The following is a 21,969-nucleotide window of genomic DNA, read 5'->3' as shown; positions in this document are numbered from 1 at the left end:
ACGGGACCGCCGCCATGACAGCGACCGCCAAAATCCTGCTGCTGGGCTCGGGCGAGCTGGGCCGGAAATTCGTCATCTCCGCCAAGCGCTACGGCGCCCATGTGGTGGCCTGCGACGCNTACGCCGGCGCGCCGGCCATGCAGGTGGCCGATGAGTTCGAGGTCTTCTCCATGCTGGACGGGGAGGCGCTGAAGGCCGCCATCCTGCGCCACAAGCCGGATTACATCGTTCCGGAGGTGGAGGCCATCCGCACCGAGGTGCTGCAGGAGATGGAGGCCGCCGGCCACACCGTGGTGCCGTCGGCGCGCGCCACCTACATGACCATGAACCGCGACCGCATCCGTGAGGTGGCGGCCACGGAGCTGGGCCTGCGCACCTCGCGCTACCGCTACGCCGAAAGCCTGGACGAGGTGAAGGCGGGGGCGGCGCACACCGGCCTGCCCTGCGTGATCAAGCCGGTCATGTCCTCTTCCGGCAAGGGCCAGAGCACGGTGCGCACCACCGAGGACCTGGAGGCCGCGTGGAACTACGCCGTCGCCAACATGCGCGGCGACCGGCGCAAGGTGATCGTCGAGGAGTTCATCGCCTTCGACTATGAGATCACCCTGCTGACGGTGCGCACCCGCGAAGGCGTGGTGTTCTGCGAGCCCATCGGCCACCGGCAGGAGCGCGGCGACTACCAGGAATCCTGGCAGCCGGTGCCCATGGACCAGGCCGCCCTGGATGCCGCGCGGGACATGGCCAGAAAGGTGGTGGACAACCTGGGCGGCTATGGCCTGTTCGGGGTGGAGTTCTTCGTGGCCGGCGACGACGTGGTGTTCAGCGAGCTGTCGCCCCGTCCGCACGATACCGGCATGGTGACGCTGATGTCGCAGAACCTGTCGGAATTCGACCTGCACGCCCGCGCCATCCTGGGCCTGCCCATCCCCCGCATCACCCTGCGCGGCCCCACCGCCAGCGCCGTCATCCTGGCCAGCCAGGACTCGGCCCACTTCGGCGTGGAAGGCCTGGCCGATGCCCTGGCCCTGGGGACCGCCGACCATGATGTCGAGGTGCGCATCTTCAACAAGCCGACCACCCGGCCCTACCGCCGCATGGGCGTGGCCCTGGCCGAGGGTGCGACCGCCGACGAGGCCCGCGCGCTGGCCAAGCGGGTGGCCGACGCGGTGTGGCTGAGCTACCGCGACTGACGCCCATGGACGCCACCCCGGCCGGGACCGCCGCGTTCGACCTGTTCCTGCGCGGCGGCGTGGTCAGCCTGCTGGCCCTGCTGGCCGGGCGGCTGCTGGCCGATCACGGCCGGGTGACCGCCGCCCGGCTGGGCGCCCTGTTCGCCGTGGGCAGCGCCGCCTATACCCTGTGTTCCCTGCCAGGCCTGCACGACCGGGCGGGAGGGTGGGCCGGGCCGCTGATGGCGCTGGCCACGGCCAACAGCTTCGTCTTCTGGCTGTTCGCGTGCAGCCTGTTCGACGACGCCTTCCGCCCCCGCGCCTGGCACGGGCTGGCCTGGCTGGCCCTGGCCGCCCTGGGCGTCACCCAACGCCTGGTACTGGTGCCCGGCCACCACCCGGCCGCCCGCGTCCTGGGCCTGTGCCTGGATCTGCAACCCCTGGCCTGGGCGGGACTGGCCGCCTGGCAGGCCCTGGCCACGGCGGCGGCGGATCTGGTGGAACCCCGCCGCCGCCTGCGCCTGTTCATCGTGGCCGCCGCCGCCCTGCATTCCATCGTCACGGCGCTGGCCACCCTGGCGGGACCGGGACCGGCCACCGGCGCCGCCGGCGGCAACACCCTGCTGGACGCCATGGGCCTGCTGGCCATCGCCAGCGTCATCGCGGGCTCGCTGCTGCGCGTCCGTGGCGGCCAGGCCCTGTTCGCCGACGCCTGCGCGCCAGCCCCGGCCGTGGAAGCGGCACCGGAGGTGGCACCCATCGATCCCACCTGGACCACCGCCCTGGAACGGGCCATGCGGATGGACCGCGCGTATCGCCGCGACGGGCTGACCATCGGCCAGCTGGCGGTGGAATTGGGCCTGCCGGAATACCGCCTGCGCCGCCTGATCAACCAGGGCCTGGGGCACCGCAACTTCAACGCCTTCCTGAACCATTACCGCCTGGCCGACGCCAAGGCCGCGCTGGGCGACCGGGCGCAGGTGGAAGTGCCCATCCTGACCATCGCGCTGGACGCCGGCTTCGGCTCGCTGGGGCCCTTCAACCGCGCCTTCAAGGCGGACACCGGCCTGACGCCCGGCGACTATCGCCGCCAGGCCCTGGCCGAACCGTCCAAAACAGCGAACCCATCGCTTTCGGCTAGCCGGATTTCAAATCCGGCGTGATCCGCGCCCGGCCGAGGGACGACGCTGGCGGTCTCCACCCCAGCCGTGAGATCCGCCCATGCCGCCCGCGTCCCTGCGCCTGCTGCCCGCCCTGCTGTCCATCCTGGCCCTGACCGGGTGCGACGGCGCGCGCCATGCCGTCGCCGTGCCCGCCCATTTCACCAGTCACCAGCTGTGCTCCGCCGTGTTCGTGGGCCACCTGGACGCCGACACCTTCTTCGCGCAGGGCATCGCCCCGCAGATGCGGCCGGGCGACCGGTTCATGCGCTATAGCATCGACAGGGCCACCGGATCGGTCACCGCCCGCTTTGCCGGGCTGGTGGAGAGCACCGCCGTCCATGAGGGGCCGGCGGGCTGCCGTGTGCTGACGGCGGGGGACCCGCCGGCCGCGCCCCGCGTCACCCTGCCTGCGGCGGCCCCGCCCCTGCTGCCGCCCATCGCCGGGCCGGACGTGGTGACGCCGACCGATCCCGCCCTGGCGGCGGCCCTGGACCGCGCCTTCGCCGAGCCGGCGCAAGGCCCCCACCGCTGGACCAAGGCGGTGGTCATCCTGCACGACGGCCGGGTGGTGGCGGAGCGCTACGCCCCCGGCATCGGCGTGGACACACCCCTGATCGGCTGGTCCATGACCAAGTCGGTCACCAACGCGCTGATCGGCATCCTGGTGCGGCAGGGCCGGCTGACGGTGGACCAGCGGCTGGACGTGCCGGCTTGGGACCATGACGCGCGCCGGGCCATCACCGTGGACAGCCTGCTGCGCATGACCAGCGGCCTGGACTTCGGCCAGTCGCTGACCGCCGACTGGACCAGCATGTGGGACCCCACCACGCAGATGGTCTACGCCCGGGCCGACATGGCGGGAATGGCCGAGGCCGCCCGGCCGCTGGCCGCCCCGGGCCAGGTCTGGATCTACAGCAACGGCAACACCCTGCTGCTGTCCCGCCTGATCAAGCAACGGACGGGCGGAAGCGGGGCCGACGTCCTGGCTTTCGCCCACCGTGAGCTGTTCGATCCGCTGGGCATGGAGCATGCCACGCTGGAACTGGACGCCACCGGCACCCCCATCGGTTCCAGCCATATGTGGGCCACGGCGCGGGACTGGGCGCGCTTCGGCCAACTGTTCGTGGACGATGGCGTGGTGGGCGGCCAGCGCCTGCTGCCCGAGGGCTGGGTCGACTATTCCGCCCGCCTGACGCCGGGGTCGGAGGAGTACGGCTACGGCGCCGGCTTCTGGACCAACCGGGCCACGGCCGGTGCCGGTGCCCGCCGCGTGCGGGCCGGCATGCCGGCCGACAGCTTCATGGCCCGCGGCAACCAGGGCCAGTCCATTGTCATCATCCCCAGCGCCCGCCTGGTGATCGTCCGCCTGGGCATGTCCTACAGGCCGGAGGGCGACATCCTGGCGCTGGAGCGGCTGGTGGCCGATGCGGTGGTCGCCTTCAAATGAGTGGCACTTGTGCCATATGGCAGTTGGTCATATATTGACTGCCATATGGCATGAAGGAGTTCGCCATGGCCCAGGCCCTGCCCGCCAGCACGCCCGATACGGCCGTCCCCGGCGCCGTCACCCAGGCGGAGGGGGCAGCCATGCTGCGCGCCGCCTTCACCCTGTTCCGGCTCTGGGGCATGGACGACAGCCAGGCGCGCGTCCTCCTGGGCCAGCCCAGCCCGTCGACCTTCTATCGCTGGAAGCGGGGCGATGTCGGCACCCTGCCGTGCGACCTGCTGTGGCGCCTGGGCGACCTGATGGGGATTCACAAGGCCCTGCGTTATCTGTTCATGGAACCGGAACGCGCCTACGCCTGGGTGTCCAAACCCAACGCGGCCTTCAATGGCCAGTCGGCCCTGTCCCGCATGCTGGCCGGCGCCCCGTCCGACCTGACCGCCGTGCGCAACTACCTGGATGCGGAGCGCGGCGGGTGGTGACGCCGCCCACCGCGCCGGTGGATTGGCGCCCGGCCTACCGCATCATCCGCACGATTTACCCGCCCATCTGGCTGTTCGAGGACATCGCCGACCCTGCGGACTGGGACCTGATCGCCAGCGCGGAGGCCAAGACCAATCCCCGTGTGCGGGATGAGGTGGGCGACCTGTCGCTGGTGCCACGCGACCGCCGGCTGGCCGGCCCTGGCGCCAGCCTGGCCATGGGCGCCTTCACCCATGCCTCCCCCGACCGACCCAGCCGCTTTTCCGACGGCCGCTTCGGCGTGTGGTATTGCGGCGACCGGTTCGAGGTGGCGCTGATGGAGACGGTGCACCACCACGCCCGCTTCATGGGCATGACCGGTGAACCGGCGGCGGATGCGCAGTTCCGGGAACTGACCGCCCAGGTCACGGGCGCGCTGCATGACATTCGGGGCGACGGCTTTGGCGACTGCCTGGCACCGGACGACTGGACGGCCGGCCAGGCGCTGGGCAAAAGGCTGAAGGCGGGGGGAAGCGACGGCGTGCTGTATCCCAGCGTGCGCTGGCCCCAGGGCATGGCCGCCGCCGTTTTCTATCCCGATCTGATCACCCCGCCCATCCTGCAGGCCCGCACGCTGCGCTACCACTGGGATGGCCAGGCGGTCACCCGCTACATCGTCATCGGGGAGGATGACTGGCGTCCCTTGCCTGATCCCGGAAATTGAAACGGCCACGCCCCTGGGGGACGCGGCCGTTTCGACATGTCGACGGATGCCGAGATCAGCGCTCCACGAAGGCCTTCTCGATGACGTAGTGGCCGGGCTCGTTGGAGCTGCCTTCCTTCATGCCGGCCTCTTCGCACAGGTCCTGCAGATCCTTCAGCACGCCGGGGCCGCCGCAGATCATGACGCGGTCCTGGGCCGGGTCGAACGGCTTCTCGCCGATGTCGGCGAAGAACTTGCCGTTGCGGATCAGGTCGGTCAGGCGGCCTTCGGTGCGGAAGGGCTCCCGCGTCACGGTGGGATAGTAGACCAGCTTGTCGCGCAGCATCTCACCGATGAACTCGTCGTTCGGCAGGTGCTTGGTGATATCGTCGTAGTAGGCCAGCTCGGCCACGCGGCGGACGGTGTGGGTGACCACCACCTTCTCGAACCGCTCGTACACGTCCGGGTCCTTCATCAGGCTCATGAACGGGGCGAGGCCGGTGCCGGAACCCAGCATGTACAGGGTGCGGCCGGGCAGCAAATTGTCCAGCAGCAGCGTGCCGGTGGCCTTGCGGCCGTACAGCACCTCATCCCCCTCCTGGATATGCTGCAGGCGCGACGTCAGCGGACCGTTCGGCACCTTGATGCTGAAGAATTCCAGGTGCTCTTCATAGTTGGTGCTGGCCATGGAGTAGGCGCGCATCAGCGGACGGCCATCCACCTGCAGGCCCACCATGGTGAACTCACCGTTGCGGAAGCGGAAGGACGGGTCGCGGGTCAGCCGGAAGCTGAACAGGTTATCAGTCCAATGGTGGACATGGGTGACCTTGCCGGACAGAAACGCGCTCATCCTTGCTATACCTTTCGCCTGACGCACTGAAAACCTGACTTTAAGCCTGGGAGAATGGCGGTTCGCCGCCATTCCGCAAATGCGAAAATACACTGCCCAGGATCGCTGCGACTGCATATCTGGTCGAATATGGCGGTATTACAATCTCAATCTGGAAAAAAATTCCCTTTCCCACCGCATCGTGCGCCCAACCAAAGGATGAGGGCACAACGCCGGTCGCCATCCTATCCTATCAGGCGACCCCTTCAGGACAGGTCGGGGTCTTGTTTGCGGTTTCTTTACAAAGATGGGCCCAAGAACGCCTATCCGGACCCAGGGAGAGGACATGGCCGTGGATACCCACCATACCGCCGCCCACCATACCGCGGCGCTGCGGGCCGACGCCGGCCCCCTGATCGCCGACATCGCGGCCGAGATGGGACGGCTGAGCGTCGACATCGCCGACGTGGTCGGCAGCATCCATCAGGTCGACACCGCCATCGACAGCCAGGCGGCCCAACTGGCCGCCATTCAGGCCGCCACCCGTGACATCGTGGCCAGTAACCGCGACATCGCGGGCATGGCCCAGGCGACCCAGGGCGTGGCCGCCGGCGCGCGACGGGATATCGACGCCTCGGCCGGTGAAATCCGCCAGTCGCTGGCCGCCATCGGCGATCTGGTGACGGCCGTGAACGCCAGCGGCGACGAGCTGGCGGGGCTGGAGGCCGCCATGGGCCGCGTGGCCCGCGTGTCCAGCGACATCAACCGCATCGCGGCCCAGACCAACCTGCTGGCCCTGAACGCCACCATCGAGGCCGCCCGGGCGGGAGAGGCCGGCAGAGGCTTCGCCGTCGTGGCGACCGAGGTGAAGGCCCTGGCCCGCCAGACGGCCGACGCCACCGCCCTGATCGACACCACCCTGAAGGCCCTGACCGACCAGGTGCGCCGCCTGGCCGCCCGCATGGCCGAGGGCTCGGAACAGGCGGAACGGGTGGGACGCAGCACCGCGACCATCGGCCAGGCGGTGGAAACGGTGGGCACCGCCGTGGCCCAGGTGGAGGAGAACGCCACCGCCATCGCCGGCGCCACCGGCGATATCGCCCAACGCTGCAATGGCTTCCAGGGCACGGTTGACGCCCTGCACCAGGACGCGGCCCTGTCCGGCGGCGCCCTGAAAGCCGCCACCACCCACCTGGACCGCACGCTGGAGCGGGCAGAGGCCATCATGATGCTGACCGCCACCTCCGGCTACGCAACGGAGGACACACCCTTCATCGACAAGGCGCGGGAGGTCGCGGCCCGGATTTCCGACCGGCTGGAACAGGCGGTGGGCGCCGGCGAGCTGACGATGGATGACCTGTTCGACGCCGACCTGAAACCCATCGCCGGCAGCAACCCGCCGCAGTACATGACGCGCTACATCCCCTTCCTGGACGCGGCCGTCACCCCCCTGCACGACCCCGTGCTGGCCATGGACGCCCGCGTGGTGTTCTGCGCCCCCACCGACCACAACCGCCTGATCCCCTGCCATAATCCGCAGTTCCGCAAGCCCCACGGAAAGGACCCGGTGTGGAACGCGGCCAACGGGCGCAACCGCCGCGTCTACGCCGACAAGACCGCCACCGCCGTCAGCCGCAGCACCGCCCCCTTCCTGCTGCAAACCTATCGCCGCGACATGGGCGGCGGTGTCTACGCCCTGATGAAGGACGCCTCCGCCCCCATCTGGGTGCGGGGCCGCCTGTGGGGGGGCCTGCGCGTCTGCTACCGCGCCTAAAGTCTGAACCTGTTCCGCGCCCTTTTCGCCAGCCTGCAACACCACCGTCACAAGACTGGCATACGGTGGAATTAGCATGCGGTTAAATACGGGCGTCCGGGGGTGGATGGCCCGCGCCGTGGTTCTGACCCTGGGCATGGGGGCTCATGGCGCCAGGACCCCGGGACATGGGGGAATGAAGCGAATGGCGAAAGTCTACCGGGTCCTGTTCCTGTGCCAGTTCAATTCCGCCCGCAGCATCATGGCCGAGGCCCTGATGCGCCACTGGGGCCACGGCCGGTTCGAGGTGTTCAGCGCCGGGTCGGACCCGCTGCCGGCATGCAACCCCATCGCCCTTGACCTGCTGACGCAGGCGCGCATTCCCACGGACGGGCTGCACCCGAAATCCTGGACCCAGTTCGCCGGCCCGGACGCGGCGCCCATGGACTTCATCTTCCACACCTGTGACGTGAGCGCCCAGGCCGAGGCGCCCGCCTGGCCCGGCCACCCCATGATCGCCCACTGGGGCTTCCCCGACCCGCAGGGGTTCAAGGGATCGGACGTGGAGCAAAGAGCCTTGTTCAACCTGCTGTTCGGCATGATCGAACGGCGGGTGCGCATCTTCTGCTCCCTGCCGGAGCAGCGCCTGGCCCGGCTGACCTCCGAGGCCTTGGCCGCCATGCACAGCGACGAGGGTTGGGCGGCCGCCAGCTGACGGCCGCCCAACCAGTCCCTTCCAGGAACCGGACGGACCCGATGATGCCGCCTGATAGCCGCCTGCCCGATGACATGATCCCACACCAGCCGCCGCGTGGCGCCCTGGAACGGCGGCTCGGCGTGCTGTTCGTGGGGCGTGTCAACGCCGGGCGCAGCCTGATGGCGGAGGCGCTGCTGCGCCACCACGCCAGCCACCGGTTCGACGCCCACAGCGCGGGCCTGGCGCCGGCCGCCGCCCCCAACCCCCATGTGATGGAGCGGCTGGCGATGGAGGGCATCGCCACGGCCGGCTTGGCGCCAAAGCCGCTGAACCATTTCATGGCGCCGGGCGCGCCGCCGGTGGACATCGTCATCACCGTCAGCGAACTGGCCGCCACCGGCATGGCCGGCGCCTGGCCGGGCCAGCCGGTCACCGCCCACTGGGCCTTGCCGAATCCCGACCCCGCGCTTTACCCTGACGCCTCGGTCGATGGCCGCACCCTGGTGGACGCGATCTTCCAGGACCTGCAGCGGCGGATCGACGTGCTGGCGGTGCTGCCCGCCCGCTGCCTGGTGGCCCTGAGCCAGTGGGACGACGACGATGACGCGGGCCTGCGCACCGTGGGCTGAGGCGCGCCGGGCGTCGCTTGCGACGCGATCATTCGCAAATCCGATCCAATACCCGTGTTTTTTCCGGAATTTGCGAAAAGCGAGTGTCCGGATGTGACCCTGCTCACTGGCAGTGGGGGCCGGGCTGACCATAGTCGCCTGCAATAATGACGGCCCATGGGATCGGAAGGATCGGGTGCGGGGGCATCGGATCGCCGGGGACATCTAAGGCCATCGTTTAGGAAACCGCACCGCTGCCGGTCACGGCCGCCGCGCCCCGATGGGCGAGGCGGCGGGGAAGGGTTTGTCCGTCCCGTCCGGTGGTTGCCATCGTCCGGCCCGGGCCCGCCCCGGATCAGCCGCCGTGACGACGCGCCGCCGTTGCGCGTGCGATTTCGCGACCGACACCATTGCCCAACCGGTGGGAACCGTCCCGCCGGTAGCCGGGCCCTTTGCGCCGAGCGAGACCGAGACCATGGAATCCCATTCGACAGTGACCACCGTGCCGAAGCCAGGTGCGCCGCTGACGGGGCGATCGCACACCGACCCGCGGGGCCAGGCCGGCCGCCCGCGGCCACCCCGCGTCGCCCTGTATATGACCCTGACCGTCATCGTGCTGCTGATCATCGGCGGGCTGTTCGTGGCCTTCGACAAGATCGTCCGCCCGGCCATGATCGGCAAGTTCCTGGCCAGCATGATGCCGCCGGCCACCGCCGTGGCCACCGTGGTGGCGCAGTCTGAGGACGTGCCCCAGCTGCTGCCCGCCGTGGGCAGCCTGCAGGCGGTGCACCAGGTGACGGTGACGCCCGAAGTGGGCGGCTCCATCACCAAGATCCTGTTCCAGTCCGGCGCCACCGTGACGGCCGGCACGCCGCTGTTGCAGCTGAACGACAAGCCGCAGCAGGGTGACTTGGCCAACTACAGGGCCCAGGCCAAGGTGGCGGAGCTGGACCTGGCCCGCTACCGCGCCCTGGTGGCCAAGCAGGCGACCTCGCAGCAGACGGTGGACCAGCAACAGGCGGCGCTGGACCAGGCCAATGCGGGCATTGCCAAGACCAACGCCCTGATCGCCCAGCTGCTGGTGCGCGCGCCCTTCGATGGCGTCCTGGGCGTGCGCCAGGTGGACGTGGGCCAGTACATCAAGGCGGGCGACCCGGTCGTCACCCTGACCGACCTGGACGAGTTGTACGCCAACTTCACCCTGGCGGAAGGGGAACGCGGCCGCGTGGCCGTCGGCCAGGCCGTGCGCCTGACCGTCGACGCCTATCCCGGCCGGGTGTTCGAAGGCACCATCACCGCCATCGACCCGCAGGTCAGCAGCGATACGCGCACGGTGAAGCTGCAGGCCACGATTCCCAACAAGGACCATGTCCTGCAGCCCGGCATGTTCAGCAACGTGACCGTCGTGCTGCCGGCCATGCCCAACCAGGTGACCCTGCCGGAGACGGCGGTGGACTACTCGCTGTATGGCGACAGCGTCTACATCGTGCGTGACGGCGCCGGCCCCGACGGCAAGCCGGTGCTGCACGCCGAGCGCGCCTTCGTGAAAACGGGCAGCCGGTCCGAGGGCAAGGTGGTGGTGCTGTCGGGCGTGAAGCCGGGCGACCGGGTGGTGGCCGCCGGGCAGAACAAGCTGCAGAACGGCGCGCCCGTGACCCTGTCGGACCAGGGCGCCCCACCGGCCCCGGCCCAGACCCCGCGCCCGTGATCCGGACCGCCTAGGGAACGCCCGTCATGAAATTCACCGATCTTTTCATCAAGCGGCCGGTACTGGCGCTGGTGGTCAGCCTGCTGATCCTGCTGGTGGGCCTGAGGTCTCTGTCGACCTTGCCCATCCGGCAGTATCCCAAGCTGTCGTCCACCACCATCAGCATCAGCACGGTCTACCCCGGCGCCACCGCCGACCTGATGCAGGGGTTCATCACCACCCCGATCGAGCAGGCCGTGGCCAGCGCCGACGGCATCGACTACATGACCAGCTCCTCCATCCAGGGGCAGAGCACGGTCACGGTCTACGTCAAGCTGAACTATGACCCCAGCCAGGCCATGACCGACGTCATGGCCAAGGTGCAGCAGGTCAAGTACCTGATCCCCAAAGAGGCGAACGACCCGGTCATCACCAAGTCCACCGGCGACACCACGGCGGTGATGTACCTGAGCTTCGCGTCCAGGGAGCTGCAGGGCTCCGCCATCTCCGACTACATCACCCGCGTGGTGCAGCCGCAGATCGCCACCGTGGACGGCGTCGCCTCGGCCGACATCCTGGGCGGCCAGACCTTCGCCATGCGCCTGTGGCTGGACCCCGCGCGCATGGCCGCCCGCGGCGTTTCCGCCGACGATGTGGCCAACGCCCTGCGCAACAACAACGTGCAGTCGGCCCCGGGCCAGGTGAAAGGCCTGTTCACCGTCTTCAACGTCACCGCCGATACCGACCTGACCAACGTGCAGGACTTCCGCCGCATGGTGGTCAAGGCCTCCAACGGGGCGGTGGTGCGGCTGGAGGACATCGCCTCGGTGTCGCTGGGCGCCCAGAACACCAACAGCGCCGTCATGTTCAGCGGCCTGAACGCCGTGTTCATCGGCATCCAGGTGACGCCCACGGGCAACCCGCTGCAGATGGTGCAGGACGTCCGCAACAAGATCCTGCCGGAAATCCAGCGCAACCTGCCGCCGGCCATCGAGATGAAGGTGGCTTATGACGCCACCAACTTCATCAACGCCTCGATCAGCGAGGTGGAGCACACGCTGATCGAGGCCATCGGCATCGTCATCGTCGTCATCTTCCTGTTCTTAGGCTCGCTGCGGTCCGTGCTGATCCCGGTGATCACCATCCCGCTGTCGCTGATCGGCGCCTTCAGCCTGATGCTGGCGGCGGGGTTCAGCCTGAACCTGCTGACCCTGCTGGCCATGGTGCTGGCCATTGGCCTGGTGGTCGACGACGCCATCGTGGTGGTGGAGAACGTCCACCGCCACCTGGAGGAGGGCAAGACCCCTGTGCAGGCGGCCCTGGTGGGCGCGCGGGAGATCGCCGGCCCCGTCATCGCCATGACCATCACCCTGGCGGCGGTCTACGCCCCCATCGGCCTGCTGGGCGGCGTCACCGGCGCCCTGTTCCGTGAATTCGCCTTCACCCTGGCCGGCGCGGTCGTCATCTCCGGCGTGGTGGCCCTGACCCTGTCGCCCATGATGGCGTCGGTGCTGCTGCCCAAGGGCGGTGACCACAGCCGCTTCGCCCGCGTTGTCGACCGCGTCTTCACCGGCCTGGCCAACTTCTATGAACGCCGCCTGGTCCGGGCGCTGGACTATCGCCCCGTCATCCTGGTGTTCGCGGCGGTGGTGTTGATCAGCATCCCCTACCTCTACACCCACGGCCGGACGGAACTGGCCCCGGAAGAGGACCAGGGCATCCTGTTCAGCATGTTCAAGGGCCCGCAGTACGCCAACATCGACTACACCCGGCATTATGCCGAGCAGTTGGACGCCGCCGGCGGCACCCTGCCCGAGGGGCGGGAGCGCTTCCTGATCAGCGGCACCAGCGGCACCAACCAGGGCATCGCCGGCGTGTTGCTGAAGCCATGGGGCGAGCGTGACCGGCCCATCCAGCAGTCGCTGGCGGCCCTGCAGGGTGAGTTCGGCAAGGTGCCCGGGGTGAAGGCCATGGTGTTCAACCTGCCGCCCCTGCCCGGCAGCACCGGCGGCATGCCGGTGCAAATGGTGCTGAACTCCACCGCCGGCTTCCCCGCCATCTATGAGGCGATGGAGAAGATCAAGGCCGCCGCCTTCGCCAGCCACAAGTTCCTGATGGTGGACAGCGACCTGGACTACAACACCCCCGTCGTGCGGGTGCACATCGACCGGGCCAAGGCCAACGAGATGGGCGTGACCATGGCGGCCATCGGCGACACGCTGGCCCTGATGGTGGGTGAGAACTACGTCAACCGCTTCAACCTGCAGGGCCGCTCGTACGAGGTCATCCCCCAGGTGCCGCGCATCGACCGCCTGACGCCGGACAAGCTGACACGGTTCTACGTCACCTCCGTCACCGGCGACCAGGTGCCCCTGTCCACCTTCCTGCGGCTGGAGAACGGCACCGACCCCAACGCGCTGACCCACTACAACCAGATGAATTCCGCCACCTTCCAGGCCGTGCCCATGCCGGGCGTGTCCATGGGCGAGGCGGTGGCCTTCCTGGAAGACCAGGTGAAGCAGCTGCCGGCCGGCTACAGCCACAGCTACCTCAGCCAGACCAGGCAGTTCGTGCAGGAGGGCAACCAGCTGGCGGTGACCTTCGGCTTCGCCCTGATCGTCATCTTCCTGGTGCTGGCGGCCCAGTTCGAAAGCCTGCGCGACCCGCTGGTGATCATGGTCAGCGTGCCCATGTCCATCTGCGGCGCGCTGATCCCGCTGTTCATCGGCATCACCAGCATCAACATCTACACCCAGGTCGGCCTGGTGACGCTGATCGGCCTGATTTCCAAGCACGGCATCCTGTTGGTGGAGTTCGCCAACGAGATGCAGGTGAAGGAGGGACTGGACCGGCGGGCCGCGATCCTGCACGCCGCCCGCGTGCGCCTGCGTCCCATCCTGATGACCACCGCCGCCATGGTGGTGGGCCTGCTGCCACTGCTGGTCGCGTCCGGCGCCGGTGCCGCCAGCCGCTTCTCCATCGGCCTGGTGGTGGTAACCGGCATGTCCATCGGCACACTGTTCACCCTGTTCGTGCTGCCGGCGGTCTACACCCTGATCGCCAAGGACCACAAGGCGGCGGCCGGTTCCCGCCGCCTGAAGGAGATCGCCGAGGTCGCGTAAGTCACCACGCGCAATTCACCGCGCGGAAGCGGCCGGGGACCAGTTCCCCGGCTGCTTTTTTGTGCACGCGGAACACCCTACTTCCGACCGGCCGCACCACCGATCACCACCGTGGGTGTCCAGCCGCGGGCGCGGCTGGCGCCTTCACGCAGGCGCACAGCCGGCACACTATCCCCGGCGCGATCCAAATCGACAATTTCTCGCAATCTGCGAGCCAAAATGGGATCGCCGGCGGCGTCCAGCTCATTGGCCGCGCGCTCCAGTTTGCGGCGGATTTCCTCGGCATCGTAGTAGGTAATGTCATCCATGGCGGCACCTGTGGGTCCTATACACATGCCATTAACGCAAACTTCGTGCCGCGCGCGGCCTATCCCAAGGGTGCGGCCTCAAGCGACAGTCGCGCTTCGCATCGCGACGTGGTAGGCAGGGCGCGGGGGAGCGCCCCGGGGAGCGCAACGCTTCCAAGACCTAGGCATAGGAATTCCCGCCACGATGTCCCCCGTCCTGGTCACCGGCAGCGCCGGGTTCATCGGCAACCACGTGGCGCAGGCCCTGTTGCGGCGGGGCGTGCCGGTGGTGGGGCTGGACAACCTGACCCCCTATTACGACGTGGCCTTGAAGGAGGCGCGGCTGGCGCGGCTGCGGCCTTTCCCCACATTCACCGAGGCGCGGGTCGACCTGGCCGACCGCGACGCGGTGGCGGCGCTGTTCGCCGCGCACGGCTTCACCCGGGTGGTGCACCTGGCCGCCCAGGCCGGCGTGCGCTATAGCCTGGAGGCGCCGGCCGCCTACATCGACAGCAACCTGGTGGGCTTCGCCAACCTGCTGGAAGGCTGTCGCGCGGCGGCCACGGCGCACCTGGTGTATGCCTCGACCAGCTCGGTCTACGGCGCCAGCACGGCCATGCCCTTCAGCCCGCACGGCGGCGCCGATCATCCCCTGACGCTGTATGCCGCCACCAAACGGGCCAATGAGCTGATGGCCCATTCCTACAGCCACCTGTTCCGCATCCCCGTGACGGGCCTGCGCCTGTTCACCGTCTATGGCCCCTGGGGCCGGCCGGACATGGCGCTGTACAAGTTCGCCCAGGCCATCGTTGAGGGCCGGCCCATCGAGGTTTATGGCGAGGGGCGCATGCGGCGCGACTTCACCTATATCGACGACGTGGTGACCGCCATCCTGGACCTGCTGGACCGGCCGCCGGCCCCGGATGCCGCCTGGGATGCCGCCCGGCCCGACCCCGCCAGCAGCGGCGCCGCCCCCTACCGCCTGTACAATGTCGGCAGCGATCGGCCGGTGGAGCTGATGCGCTACGTCCGCCTGCTGGAGGAGAAGCTGGGCATGACGGCGGACATCCGCCTGCTGCCCATCCAGCCGGGCGACGTGCCGGCCACCTGGGCCGACATCGACGACCTGGCCCGCGACATCGGCTACGCCCCGGCGACACCGGTGGAGGTGGGGGTGGAGCGTTTCGTCGCGTGGTTCCGGGAGTATCACGCCAGCCGGCAGCCGGCGGCGTGACCCCCATACCCCGCGCGACCGATCAGGTGATGTCGACCGCGTCCAGCACCATGGCCGTACGGTCGGCCAGGTCACCGATCTTGGAGACGTAGTTCAGGAAGTGCGGGGTCTGGCGGTGCGCCGCGACGGCGGCGTTGTCCACGTACAGCTCATCCAGCACGAAGCGGTCAGGGTTGGCCTGGTCCTGCCAGATGTCCCAGCGCAGGTTGCCCGCCTCCGCCCGGCAGGGGTCGAGCATGCCGCCCAGCAGGGCCCTCAGCTCATCACGCTTGCCCGGCTTCGCGACAAGGATGGCGGTGATCTTCACAGGGGTGGACATGGGTTCCCTTCCTTTCTTGTGATGGGTCTTCCGATGGGCATGCGGGGCCGGGGAGGCCCCGCCCGTCGCCGCTCAAGCCGCGATCGCGCTGTCCAGGGCCTTGACCAGGGCCGCGGCGACCGGGTGGTCGGAGCGCGGGTTCTGACCGGTGATGAGTTCACGGTCGACGACCACGTGGGGCTCGAAGTCCACCGGGGTGGTGACGAGCGTGCCGCCGGCCGTCCGCAAGGCGTCGACCATGTTGAAGTACAGCTTGGCGTGCAGGATGTGATCCTCGACGACCTTCTCCTCGGTGTTGGAGAAGACGGTCATCTTGTACCCGGCATACTGCCAGCCTTCAGCCCATTTCTTCGCCGTATCCGCATCGCCGGCGATCAGGGCGGAGCGGAACTCCCGGGCGTGCGGCATCGCGGCGGCCACGGCGATGGGCCCGTGGCACAGCAGGGCGGTGGGCTTGGCGCGCTCATGGAAATGACGCAGGATGGCGCCCAGGTCGCGATCCTGCATCAGGTCCACCACCGGCGCCTGGCCGCCGGGAACGAACACGCCGGCGTAAGCGTCCAGCCCCTCCTCGATCACTGAGCGCAGGGTGCGCACCTGGTTCATCGACGGATCGTTGGCGTAGAACGACTTGGCGCGCTGGTAGGCGACCTCGTCCCCCTCGAAATGCTGAACCGCGTCCGAGACCGGGTCGATGGTCGGCTTGGTCCCGTCGGGCGTGGCCAGGACGACGTCATAGCCGGCCTCGATCACCGCCAGGGTGGGCACCACGGTCTCGTTCAGGTACTGGCCGGTGGCCCCCCAGCCGCCGCCCTGGACCTCGATCCGGGTGGCGTTGGAGCCGATCACAAGCACTTTGCCCTTGCTCATTTTATCCTCCGTCAGACTGGGTTTCGCGTCGTTCGCGATGGCCCAACCATGCGCCGGGATGACATATTCCAGAACTTTATTTCTGTTATTTTAGATATTCACATGAGATTATAACTCATGCGCTACGACCTGAACCTGCTGCCGGTCTTCGTCACCTTGATGGAGGAACGCAACGTCACCCGGGCGGCGGAACGCCTGGGCATCACCCAGCCGGCGCTGTCCAACGCGCTGGCCCGGCTGCGCACCACCCTGCGCGACCCCTTGTTCATCCGCGAACGCTACGGCATCCAGCCCACCGCCGTCGCCCTGGACCTGGCGCCGGTGATCACGGAAGCGCTGGCCAGGATCGACGACGCCATCCTGGGCCAGCAGGATTTCGACCCGGCGGCGGCGGAACGCCTGCTGACCATCGCGCCCAACAGCTATGTCGAGTACGCGCTGATGCCGGCCGTGGTCGCCCGGCTGCGCGAGGTGGCGCCGGGCATCAAGCTGCGCCTGACGCCCTACGGCAACGACCTGACCGAAACGGGTGTCATCTCCGGCACCACCGCCATGGCGCTGGGCCGCATCGCCGACCCACCGGACAGCCTGGTCGTCCAGCACCTGATGGATGAGGGCCTGGACTGCGTGGTGCGGGCCGACCATCCGCAGGTGCGCGACGCCATCACCCGGGACCAGTACGAGGGCCTGAAGCACGTGAACGTGCTGCCGCCCGGCCGCATGCGGGCCGGCCTGTTCCAGGCGCTGCATCGCCAGGGCCTGAAGCGCGAGGTCGCGGTGTCGGTCACCCACTTCCTGGCGGTGCCGGAGATGGTGGCGGTGACGGACTATTGCGCGACGCTGCCGCGCCTGATCTGCCGCCGTCTGGCCCATGACCCCCGCCTGAGGATCCTGCCGGCGCCGGTGGATTTGGGCACCTTCCCGGTCGACATGGCGTGGCACGTGCGCTACCGCCACGATCCGGCCCACCGTTGGCTGCGAACGCTGATCGGCGAGGTGGTGCGGGAGATCGCGGCCCCTCAGCCGGCGTGAGCCGCCTTCCACGACAGGTATGACAGCACCGTCCACAACCGGCCGGCATGGTCGTGACGGCCGGACAGGTGATCGCGCCACAGCGCCGCCGCCACCGGCGCCTGGATCAGGCCGTCGCCCGGCGCCTGGTCCAGCAGGCCGGCCGCCCAGTCGCGCAGGGGGCCGCGCAGCCACGCGCCCAGCGGGGCGCCGAACCCGGTCTTGGGCGCCCCCACCACCCCGGCCGGGATATGGTCGGCCAGCAGGGTGCGCAGCATCCACTTGCCCCGCCCGTCGCGCAGGCGCTGGTTCAGCGGCAGGCGCAAGCCCCATTCCACCACGCGCGGGTCCAGCAGGGGCGCCCGCGCCTCCAGCCCCGCGGCCATGCTGGCGCGGTCCACCTTCACCAGCACGCCGTCCGGCAGATAGCGGGAAAGATCGCGCAGCTGCAGGCGCAAGGCGGGATCCCCTCCCATGGGCAACGCCACCGGCGCCGCCGTCCCGTACGCCAGGTCGGGGCGCAGGATGGCGTCCGCCTTCATGCCCAGCATGGCGACATAGGCCTGGTCCTCGTCCGTCGCCGCGACCGCGCCCAGGAACTTGCCGACCTTGTCGGACGGCTGGCGCAACCGCGGCTTCAGCAAATGGGCGGCGCCGTCGACCCACGGATCGGGCACCGCCGCGTCCAGGGAGGCCAGGCCATGGCGCAGCCAGCGTGGCTTCCGCCGCCAGCGCTCCACGGCGCCGGCCCACAGGTGCCGGGAATACCCGGCGAATGCCTCATCCCCCCCATCGCCGGACAAGGCGACGGTCACCTGGCCCTGTCGCCGCGCCAGCCGGCAGAGCAGCGCCGTGGGGATGGCGGAGATGTCGGCGAAGGGCTCGTCATACATGCCCGCCAGATGGGGCACCAGAGCGGCGGCGTCGGCCGCGGTGACGCGCAGGGTGGTGTGGTCGGTGCCCAGCGCCCTGGCCGTGGTTTCGGCCGCCGCGGACTCGTCGAATTCGGCCTCTTCGAAACCGATGGTGAAGCTGCGGACGGGCGCGGCGCTTTGCGCCTGCATCAGGGCCGCCACCAGGGCGCTGTCGACGCCGCCGGACAGGAACACCCCCAGCGGCACGTCGGAGACCATGCGCCGGCGCACGGCGTCGGCCAGCAGGTCGCGGGTCAGGCGCAGAACCTCCGGATCCTCGAGCGTCAGGGGGGCGGCCAGGGCGCGGCGGGCGGCGTCCGCCACCGACCAGTAGGCCCGGATCTCGGCACCGCCGTCGGCCGCCACCGTCATGCAGGTGCCGGGCGGCAGCTGGTGGATGCCGGTGAAGGCGGTGCGCGGCGCCGGAATGAAGCCATGGCGGAAATAGTCGGCCAGCGCCGCCTCGTCCGGCACGGCGCGATAGCCCAGCTCGGCCCGGATGGCCTTCAGTTCGGAGGCGAACAGCAGCATGCCGTTGTGCAGCGCCCAATAGAGCGGCTTTTCCCCCAGCCGGTCGCGCACCAGCAGCAGCCGGCGCTCCTCCGCCAGCCAGACGGCCAGGCCGAACATGCCGTTGCAGGCGGCCAGGGCCCGGTCCGCCCCCCAGCGGGCGATGGCCTCCACCAGCACCTCGGTGTCGGAATGGCCGCGGAAGACCACGCCCTCGCCCGTCAGCTGCTGGCGCAGGTCCTGGTAATTGTAGATCTCGCCGTTGAAGGCGATGGTGACCCGGCCATCGGCGGAGGTCATGGGCTGGTGGCCCAAGGGCGACAGGTCGATGATGGCCAGGCGGCGGTTGGCCAGGGCCACGCCGGCGGCGTCATCCTGCCAGACGCCGCGATCATCCGGCCCGCGATGGGCCAGGCGGTCGATCATCACGCCCGCCTGGTGCGCCAGCCGCGTGCCATCCGCGCCGCCGAATACCCAAAGCCCCGCAATGCCGCACATGGTTCCGCCCTGTAATCCCGGGTTCGTCCAGGAATACAGGGCGGTACCGGTCATCCGCCAGTGAATTGCGCGACAGTGGGGTGACCAGCCACGGCCATCACGCAGCGCGCAAGGAGGCGATGGCGCGTGACACGCTGGCGCTCAGCGCCGTCGTCTCCGCTCCCAGCACCTGGGAGGAGGACAGCACCTCGTCGCTGGAACGGTGGGTGCTGTCGGCGATGGCCTGCAACCCCGCCACATTCTCCGCCACCACCGCCGTGCCCTGGGAGGCCATCTGGACGTTGCGGGCGATCTCCCGCGTCGCCGCCTCCTGCTCTTCCACCGCCGCCGCGATGGCGGCGGAGATGGTGGTGATCTGGTTCACGGTCTGCTGGATGGCCACGATGGCGGCGACGGCCTCCCGCGTGGCGCCCTGCATGCTGGTGATCTGGCCGCTGATTTCCTCCGTCGCCTTGGCCGTCTGCGTCGCCAGGGTCTTGACCTCGCTGGCCACCACGGCGAAGCCCTTGCCCGCCTCCCCCGCCCGCGCCGCCTCGATGGTGGCGTTCAGGGCCAGCAGGTTGGTCTGGCTCGCGATCTCGCTGATCAGGCGGACGACGGAGCCAATGCGGTCGCCCTGGCTTTGCAGCCGTTCCATCTGCTGATTGCTTTCCTGGACCCGGAGGCGCGCGTCACTGGCCATGGCGGCGGCACGGGTCACCTGGCCGCTGATCTCCCCGAAGGAGACGGACAATTCCTCCGCGGCGCTGGCCACGGCCTGCACGTTGCCGTTGGCTTCGTTGACGGCGCGGTCCACCACGCTGGTGCGCTCCTGCCCCACCTGCGCCTGGTTGGCCAGGCCACGGGCGTTGCCGTCCAGTTGCCGCACGGCGGCGTTCAAGCGCTCAACCAAGCTATGAACCGAGGTCTCGAGGTTGTCGGCGATGCGACGGGAGTCTGCGCGCTTTTCCGCCACCGCCCGCTTCTCGGCCTCCGCCTGTTCCACCGCCAGCCGGTCACGGTCGGCAAGGTTGGCCCGAAACACGGCCAACGCGCTGACGATGGCGCCCAATTCGTCCTTCCGGGCCAAAGCCTCGATGTCGACGGTGGTATTGCCGGCGGCCAGCGTCTCTGTGGCCGTAGAGATGCGATCGATGGATCCTTTCAATGCCCGCACGATGATGAAGGTGATCGCCGCCACGCCCAACACCACCAGCAGCACGATGACGGTGGACATGGTCTGGGTGGAGGCGGCGCTGGCGTCCATGGCCTTGATGGCATCGGCGGCGGTGGTGCGCTCGCGCGACGCGGCGGCGTTCAGGCGATCCTGCACGCCCTGCAGGCTGGTCCGCAGCGGCTCCAGGAAGGACACGGCGGACTGGGCGTCGATGCCCAGCATGTCCTTCACGAAGCCCACCGGCTGGCCCAGCTTGTCGATATCCTGGCCGACGGAGCCCAATTCCGTCTTGGTATTGCCATCGGGCAGGCGGTCCTTGGCGCGTTCCACCGCGTCCTTAGCCTTGCCCATGCGCTGGACCACGCCGTCCAGCATGGCGACGGAGGCCTTGGCGTCACCGCCGGCAGTGGCGGCCGCCAGCGCATAGTACAGGTCCTTGGTGGCGCCGTTCAACTCGCTGGATGCGCTCAGCAGCTCAGCGGTGGCCACGAAGCGCACCTCGCCCACCTCCCGGGCCGTGGTGGTGATGCCGCCCACCACCTGGTGGGAGGCGACCGCCATCACCACCAGCGCCGCCAGCCCGATGGCGGGGGCCGCGAACAGCTTCAACGCCATGGGAAGATCATCGAACCGCATCACCCTCATCCTTCCACCAGTCATCCACAGGGCTGGGCCGCCACCCCGGCGGAGCCCTGTCGTGATTTTCCAATTGGACGCGGCGGTCCCCGGGATGCGGCGGGATCGACGGCCCAACCCTTCCGCCCACCCATCACTGGGACCGCCTGTCCGGGCTTACTTTTCCGTGACCATCATCTTGAAGTTCGGGTCGAACTCGACGCCGGCGGCGCTTGCCGCCGCCTTGCTGACGTAGATGGTCACCTTGGGCGTCGTCTCCACGGCGATGACGCAGCCGCCGGCATCGACGCAGGCGACCTCGTTGCCGACGGTGACGGTGCCCTTCGCCAGCGCCTTCTTGCCCTCGGCGGCGGAGGATACGAACACGGCGTAGGCGCCGGGCGCGGCATCGCCGGCGGCCACGGCGGCACCGGGCAGGGCCGCCTGCACCGCCGCCACCGGGGCGGCGCCCGCTGTCACCACCACCTTGGCGCCGGCGGGCGCCTTGGCGGTCAGGAAGCCCAGCGCCTTGGCAGCGATGGTCACCTGCTTGGCGTCCATCTCCGCTGCGCCCACCAGGCCGGACACCGACAGGGCGGCGGCCAGCACGGCGGTCTTAAAGATCATGCTGTTCATTGGACTTTCCCCCTTAGAACTTGTACGTGGCGGTGCCCCAGACGCGCCGTTCCGCCTTGGGCGCCACGGATAGCTGGGTCTGGTCCTGCAGCAAGTTGCTGCCCGCCAGGGTCAGGGAGAAATCGTCGCTCACCTTGTAGGAAACGGCGGCCTGGGCCGTCAGGCCCGGGCTGACGCTGTAGAGCGCCGCCGCACCAGTGGCATAAAAGGCCTGGTAGTCGGACTTCCACACGAGGAACAGATCGGTGGTCCACCGGCCAAAGTGATAGCCGATGTTGCCCT

General features: G+C 69.2%; 19 protein-coding genes and 1 pseudogene. 12 read left to right on the top strand and 8 right to left on the bottom strand.

Features of this window, described 5'->3' with window-relative positions:
* The 5 genes from purT to I55_RS24365 form a co-directional block, all read left to right on the top strand.
* The coding region (gene purT, locus I55_RS24385) for a formate-dependent phosphoribosylglycinamide formyltransferase (protein WP_376739208.1) at window positions 1-1,190 on the top strand (1,190 nt) is incomplete at its 5' end.
* Window positions 1,169-2,332, top strand: coding sequence for a helix-turn-helix domain-containing protein (locus I55_RS24380; RefSeq protein ID WP_199902702.1), 1,164 nt, complete (start codon window positions 1,169-1,171; stop codon window positions 2,330-2,332). The genes purT and I55_RS24380, both read left to right, overlap by 22 nt.
* Before the next feature lie 58 nt (window positions 2,333-2,390).
* Window positions 2,391-3,779 (top strand): serine hydrolase, encoded by a 1,389-nt coding sequence (locus I55_RS24375; RefSeq protein ID WP_044563309.1) that lies wholly within the window; start codon window positions 2,391-2,393, stop codon window positions 3,777-3,779.
* Between the two features lie 50 nt (window positions 3,780-3,829).
* Entirely contained in the window at window positions 3,830-4,258 is a 429-nt protein-coding gene (locus I55_RS24370) for an MbcA/ParS/Xre antitoxin family protein (RefSeq protein WP_252181299.1), read from the top strand.
* Window positions 4,255-4,962, top strand: a complete 708-nt coding sequence (locus I55_RS24365; protein ID WP_252181298.1) for an RES family NAD+ phosphorylase — start codon at window positions 4,255-4,257, stop codon at window positions 4,960-4,962. Before I55_RS24370 ends, I55_RS24365 begins: the two co-directional genes overlap by 4 nt.
* A 55-nt stretch (window positions 4,963-5,017) precedes the next feature.
* On the opposite strand, the gene I55_RS24360 is transcribed toward I55_RS24365, so the two are convergent.
* Window positions 5,018-5,791, bottom strand: a complete 774-nt coding sequence (locus I55_RS24360) for a ferredoxin--NADP reductase (RefSeq protein ID WP_044563307.1) — start codon at window positions 5,789-5,791, stop codon at window positions 5,018-5,020.
* A gap of 325 nt (window positions 5,792-6,116) precedes the next feature.
* Between I55_RS24360 and I55_RS38665 the strand changes: the two genes are divergently transcribed.
* The 5 genes from I55_RS38665 to I55_RS24335 all read left to right on the top strand — a co-directional run bounded on the left by I55_RS38665 (window position 6,117) and on the right by I55_RS24335 (window position 13,637).
* Window positions 6,117-7,544: a methyl-accepting chemotaxis protein gene (locus I55_RS38665; RefSeq protein WP_044563306.1), complete on the top strand. Its 1,428-nt coding sequence runs from the start codon at window positions 6,117-6,119 to the stop codon at window positions 7,542-7,544.
* Between the two features lie 184 nt (window positions 7,545-7,728).
* Window positions 7,729-8,238 (top strand): arsenate reductase ArsC, encoded by a 510-nt coding sequence (locus I55_RS24350; RefSeq protein ID WP_044563305.1) that lies wholly within the window; start codon window positions 7,729-7,731, stop codon window positions 8,236-8,238.
* 41 nt (window positions 8,239-8,279) lie between these two features.
* Window positions 8,280-8,849, top strand: coding sequence for a hypothetical protein (locus tag I55_RS24345; RefSeq protein WP_049974455.1), 570 nt, complete (start codon window positions 8,280-8,282; stop codon window positions 8,847-8,849).
* Between the two features lie 454 nt (window positions 8,850-9,303).
* Window positions 9,304-10,536 carry an efflux RND transporter periplasmic adaptor subunit gene (locus tag I55_RS24340; protein ID WP_049974454.1) on the top strand — a complete coding sequence of 411 codons (1,233 nt, stop codon included), beginning with the start codon at window positions 9,304-9,306 and terminating at the stop codon, window positions 10,534-10,536.
* 26 nt (window positions 10,537-10,562) lie between these two features.
* Window positions 10,563-13,637, top strand: a complete 3,075-nt coding sequence (locus tag I55_RS24335) for a multidrug efflux RND transporter permease subunit (protein WP_044563304.1) — start codon at window positions 10,563-10,565, stop codon at window positions 13,635-13,637.
* A gap of 77 nt (window positions 13,638-13,714) precedes the next feature.
* Here I55_RS24335 and I55_RS24330 read toward each other — a convergent pair whose 3' ends face one another.
* Window positions 13,715-13,945, bottom strand: coding sequence for a hypothetical protein (locus tag I55_RS24330; RefSeq protein ID WP_044563303.1), 231 nt, complete (start codon window positions 13,943-13,945; stop codon window positions 13,715-13,717).
* Window positions 13,946-14,129: 184 nt separating this feature from the next.
* Here I55_RS24330 and I55_RS24325 point away from each other — a divergent pair, with 184 nt between their 5' ends.
* Window positions 14,130-15,158: an NAD-dependent epimerase gene (locus I55_RS24325; protein ID WP_044563302.1), complete on the top strand. Its 1,029-nt coding sequence runs from the start codon at window positions 14,130-14,132 to the stop codon at window positions 15,156-15,158.
* A gap of 22 nt (window positions 15,159-15,180) precedes the next feature.
* On the opposite strand, the gene I55_RS24320 is transcribed toward I55_RS24325, so the two are convergent.
* Window positions 15,181-15,477 carry a putative quinol monooxygenase gene (locus tag I55_RS24320; protein WP_044563301.1) on the bottom strand — a complete coding sequence of 99 codons (297 nt, stop codon included), beginning with the start codon at window positions 15,475-15,477 and terminating at the stop codon, window positions 15,181-15,183.
* Window positions 15,478-15,549: 72 nt separating this feature from the next.
* Complete coding sequence (locus I55_RS24315; RefSeq protein ID WP_044563300.1) at window positions 15,550-16,347, bottom strand: type 1 glutamine amidotransferase domain-containing protein; 798 nt, start codon at window positions 16,345-16,347, stop codon at window positions 15,550-15,552.
* Between the two features lie 117 nt (window positions 16,348-16,464).
* On the opposite strand from I55_RS24315, the gene I55_RS24310 reads away from it, so the two are divergent.
* Complete coding sequence (locus I55_RS24310; protein ID WP_044563299.1) at window positions 16,465-17,379, top strand: LysR substrate-binding domain-containing protein; 915 nt, start codon at window positions 16,465-16,467, stop codon at window positions 17,377-17,379.
* On the opposite strand, the gene asnB is transcribed toward I55_RS24310, so the two are convergent.
* The 4 genes and pseudogenes from asnB to I55_RS24290 all read right to left on the bottom strand — a co-directional run.
* Complete coding sequence (gene asnB / locus I55_RS24305) at window positions 17,367-19,280, bottom strand: asparagine synthase (glutamine-hydrolyzing) (protein ID WP_044563298.1); 1,914 nt, start codon at window positions 19,278-19,280, stop codon at window positions 17,367-17,369. The two genes, I55_RS24310 and asnB, sit on opposite strands and share 13 nt — an antisense overlap.
* Before the next feature lie 97 nt (window positions 19,281-19,377).
* Window positions 19,378-21,072 (bottom strand): methyl-accepting chemotaxis protein, encoded by a 1,695-nt coding sequence (locus I55_RS35045; protein ID WP_148293937.1) that lies wholly within the window; start codon window positions 21,070-21,072, stop codon window positions 19,378-19,380.
* A gap of 156 nt (window positions 21,073-21,228) precedes the next feature.
* Entirely contained in the window at window positions 21,229-21,678 is a 450-nt protein-coding gene (locus tag I55_RS33450; RefSeq protein WP_049974453.1) for a hypothetical protein, read from the bottom strand.
* 22 nt (window positions 21,679-21,700) lie between these two features.
* Window positions 21,701-21,969, bottom strand: a pseudogene (locus I55_RS24290) (TonB-dependent receptor); the annotation flags it as partial.

Origin of the sequence: Azospirillum sp. B4, from assembly GCF_000333275.1 — a bacterium.
GTDB lineage: Bacteria > Pseudomonadota > Alphaproteobacteria > Azospirillales > Azospirillaceae > Nitrospirillum.
The sequence above is the reverse complement of the archived record's forward strand: the minus strand, read 5'-3'. Positions and strand labels throughout refer to the sequence as shown.

Coding starts and splice junctions, on each gene's coding strand:
- I55_RS38665 (WP_044563306.1), top strand. CDS start 6,117: ATGGCCGTGGATACCCACCATACCGCCGCCCACCATACCGCGGCGCTG.
- I55_RS24310 (WP_044563299.1), top strand. CDS start 16,465: ATGCGCTACGACCTGAACCTGCTGCCGGTCTTCGTCACCTTGATGGAG.
- asnB (WP_044563298.1), bottom strand. CDS start 19,280: ATGTGCGGCATTGCGGGGCTTTGGGTATTCGGCGGCGCGGATGGCACG.
- I55_RS35045 (WP_148293937.1), bottom strand. CDS start 21,072: ATGCGGTTCGATGATCTTCCCATGGCGTTGAAGCTGTTCGCGGCCCCC.
- I55_RS33450 (WP_049974453.1), bottom strand. CDS start 21,678: ATGATCTTTAAGACCGCCGTGCTGGCCGCCGCCCTGTCGGTGTCCGGC.
- I55_RS24345 (WP_049974455.1), top strand. CDS start 8,280: ATGATGCCGCCTGATAGCCGCCTGCCCGATGACATGATCCCACACCAG.
- I55_RS24360 (WP_044563307.1), bottom strand. CDS start 5,791: ATGAGCGCGTTTCTGTCCGGCAAGGTCACCCATGTCCACCATTGGACT.
- I55_RS24330 (WP_044563303.1), bottom strand. CDS start 13,945: ATGGATGACATTACCTACTACGATGCCGAGGAAATCCGCCGCAAACTG.
- I55_RS24370 (WP_252181299.1), top strand. CDS start 3,830: ATGAAGGAGTTCGCCATGGCCCAGGCCCTGCCCGCCAGCACGCCCGAT.
- I55_RS24320 (WP_044563301.1), bottom strand. CDS start 15,477: ATGTCCACCCCTGTGAAGATCACCGCCATCCTTGTCGCGAAGCCGGGC.
- I55_RS24315 (WP_044563300.1), bottom strand. CDS start 16,347: ATGAGCAAGGGCAAAGTGCTTGTGATCGGCTCCAACGCCACCCGGATC.
- I55_RS24375 (WP_044563309.1), top strand. CDS start 2,391: ATGCCGCCCGCGTCCCTGCGCCTGCTGCCCGCCCTGCTGTCCATCCTG.
- I55_RS24325 (WP_044563302.1), top strand. CDS start 14,130: ATGTCCCCCGTCCTGGTCACCGGCAGCGCCGGGTTCATCGGCAACCAC.
- I55_RS24335 (WP_044563304.1), top strand. CDS start 10,563: ATGAAATTCACCGATCTTTTCATCAAGCGGCCGGTACTGGCGCTGGTG.
- I55_RS24340 (WP_049974454.1), top strand. CDS start 9,304: ATGGAATCCCATTCGACAGTGACCACCGTGCCGAAGCCAGGTGCGCCG.
- I55_RS24350 (WP_044563305.1), top strand. CDS start 7,729: ATGGCGAAAGTCTACCGGGTCCTGTTCCTGTGCCAGTTCAATTCCGCC.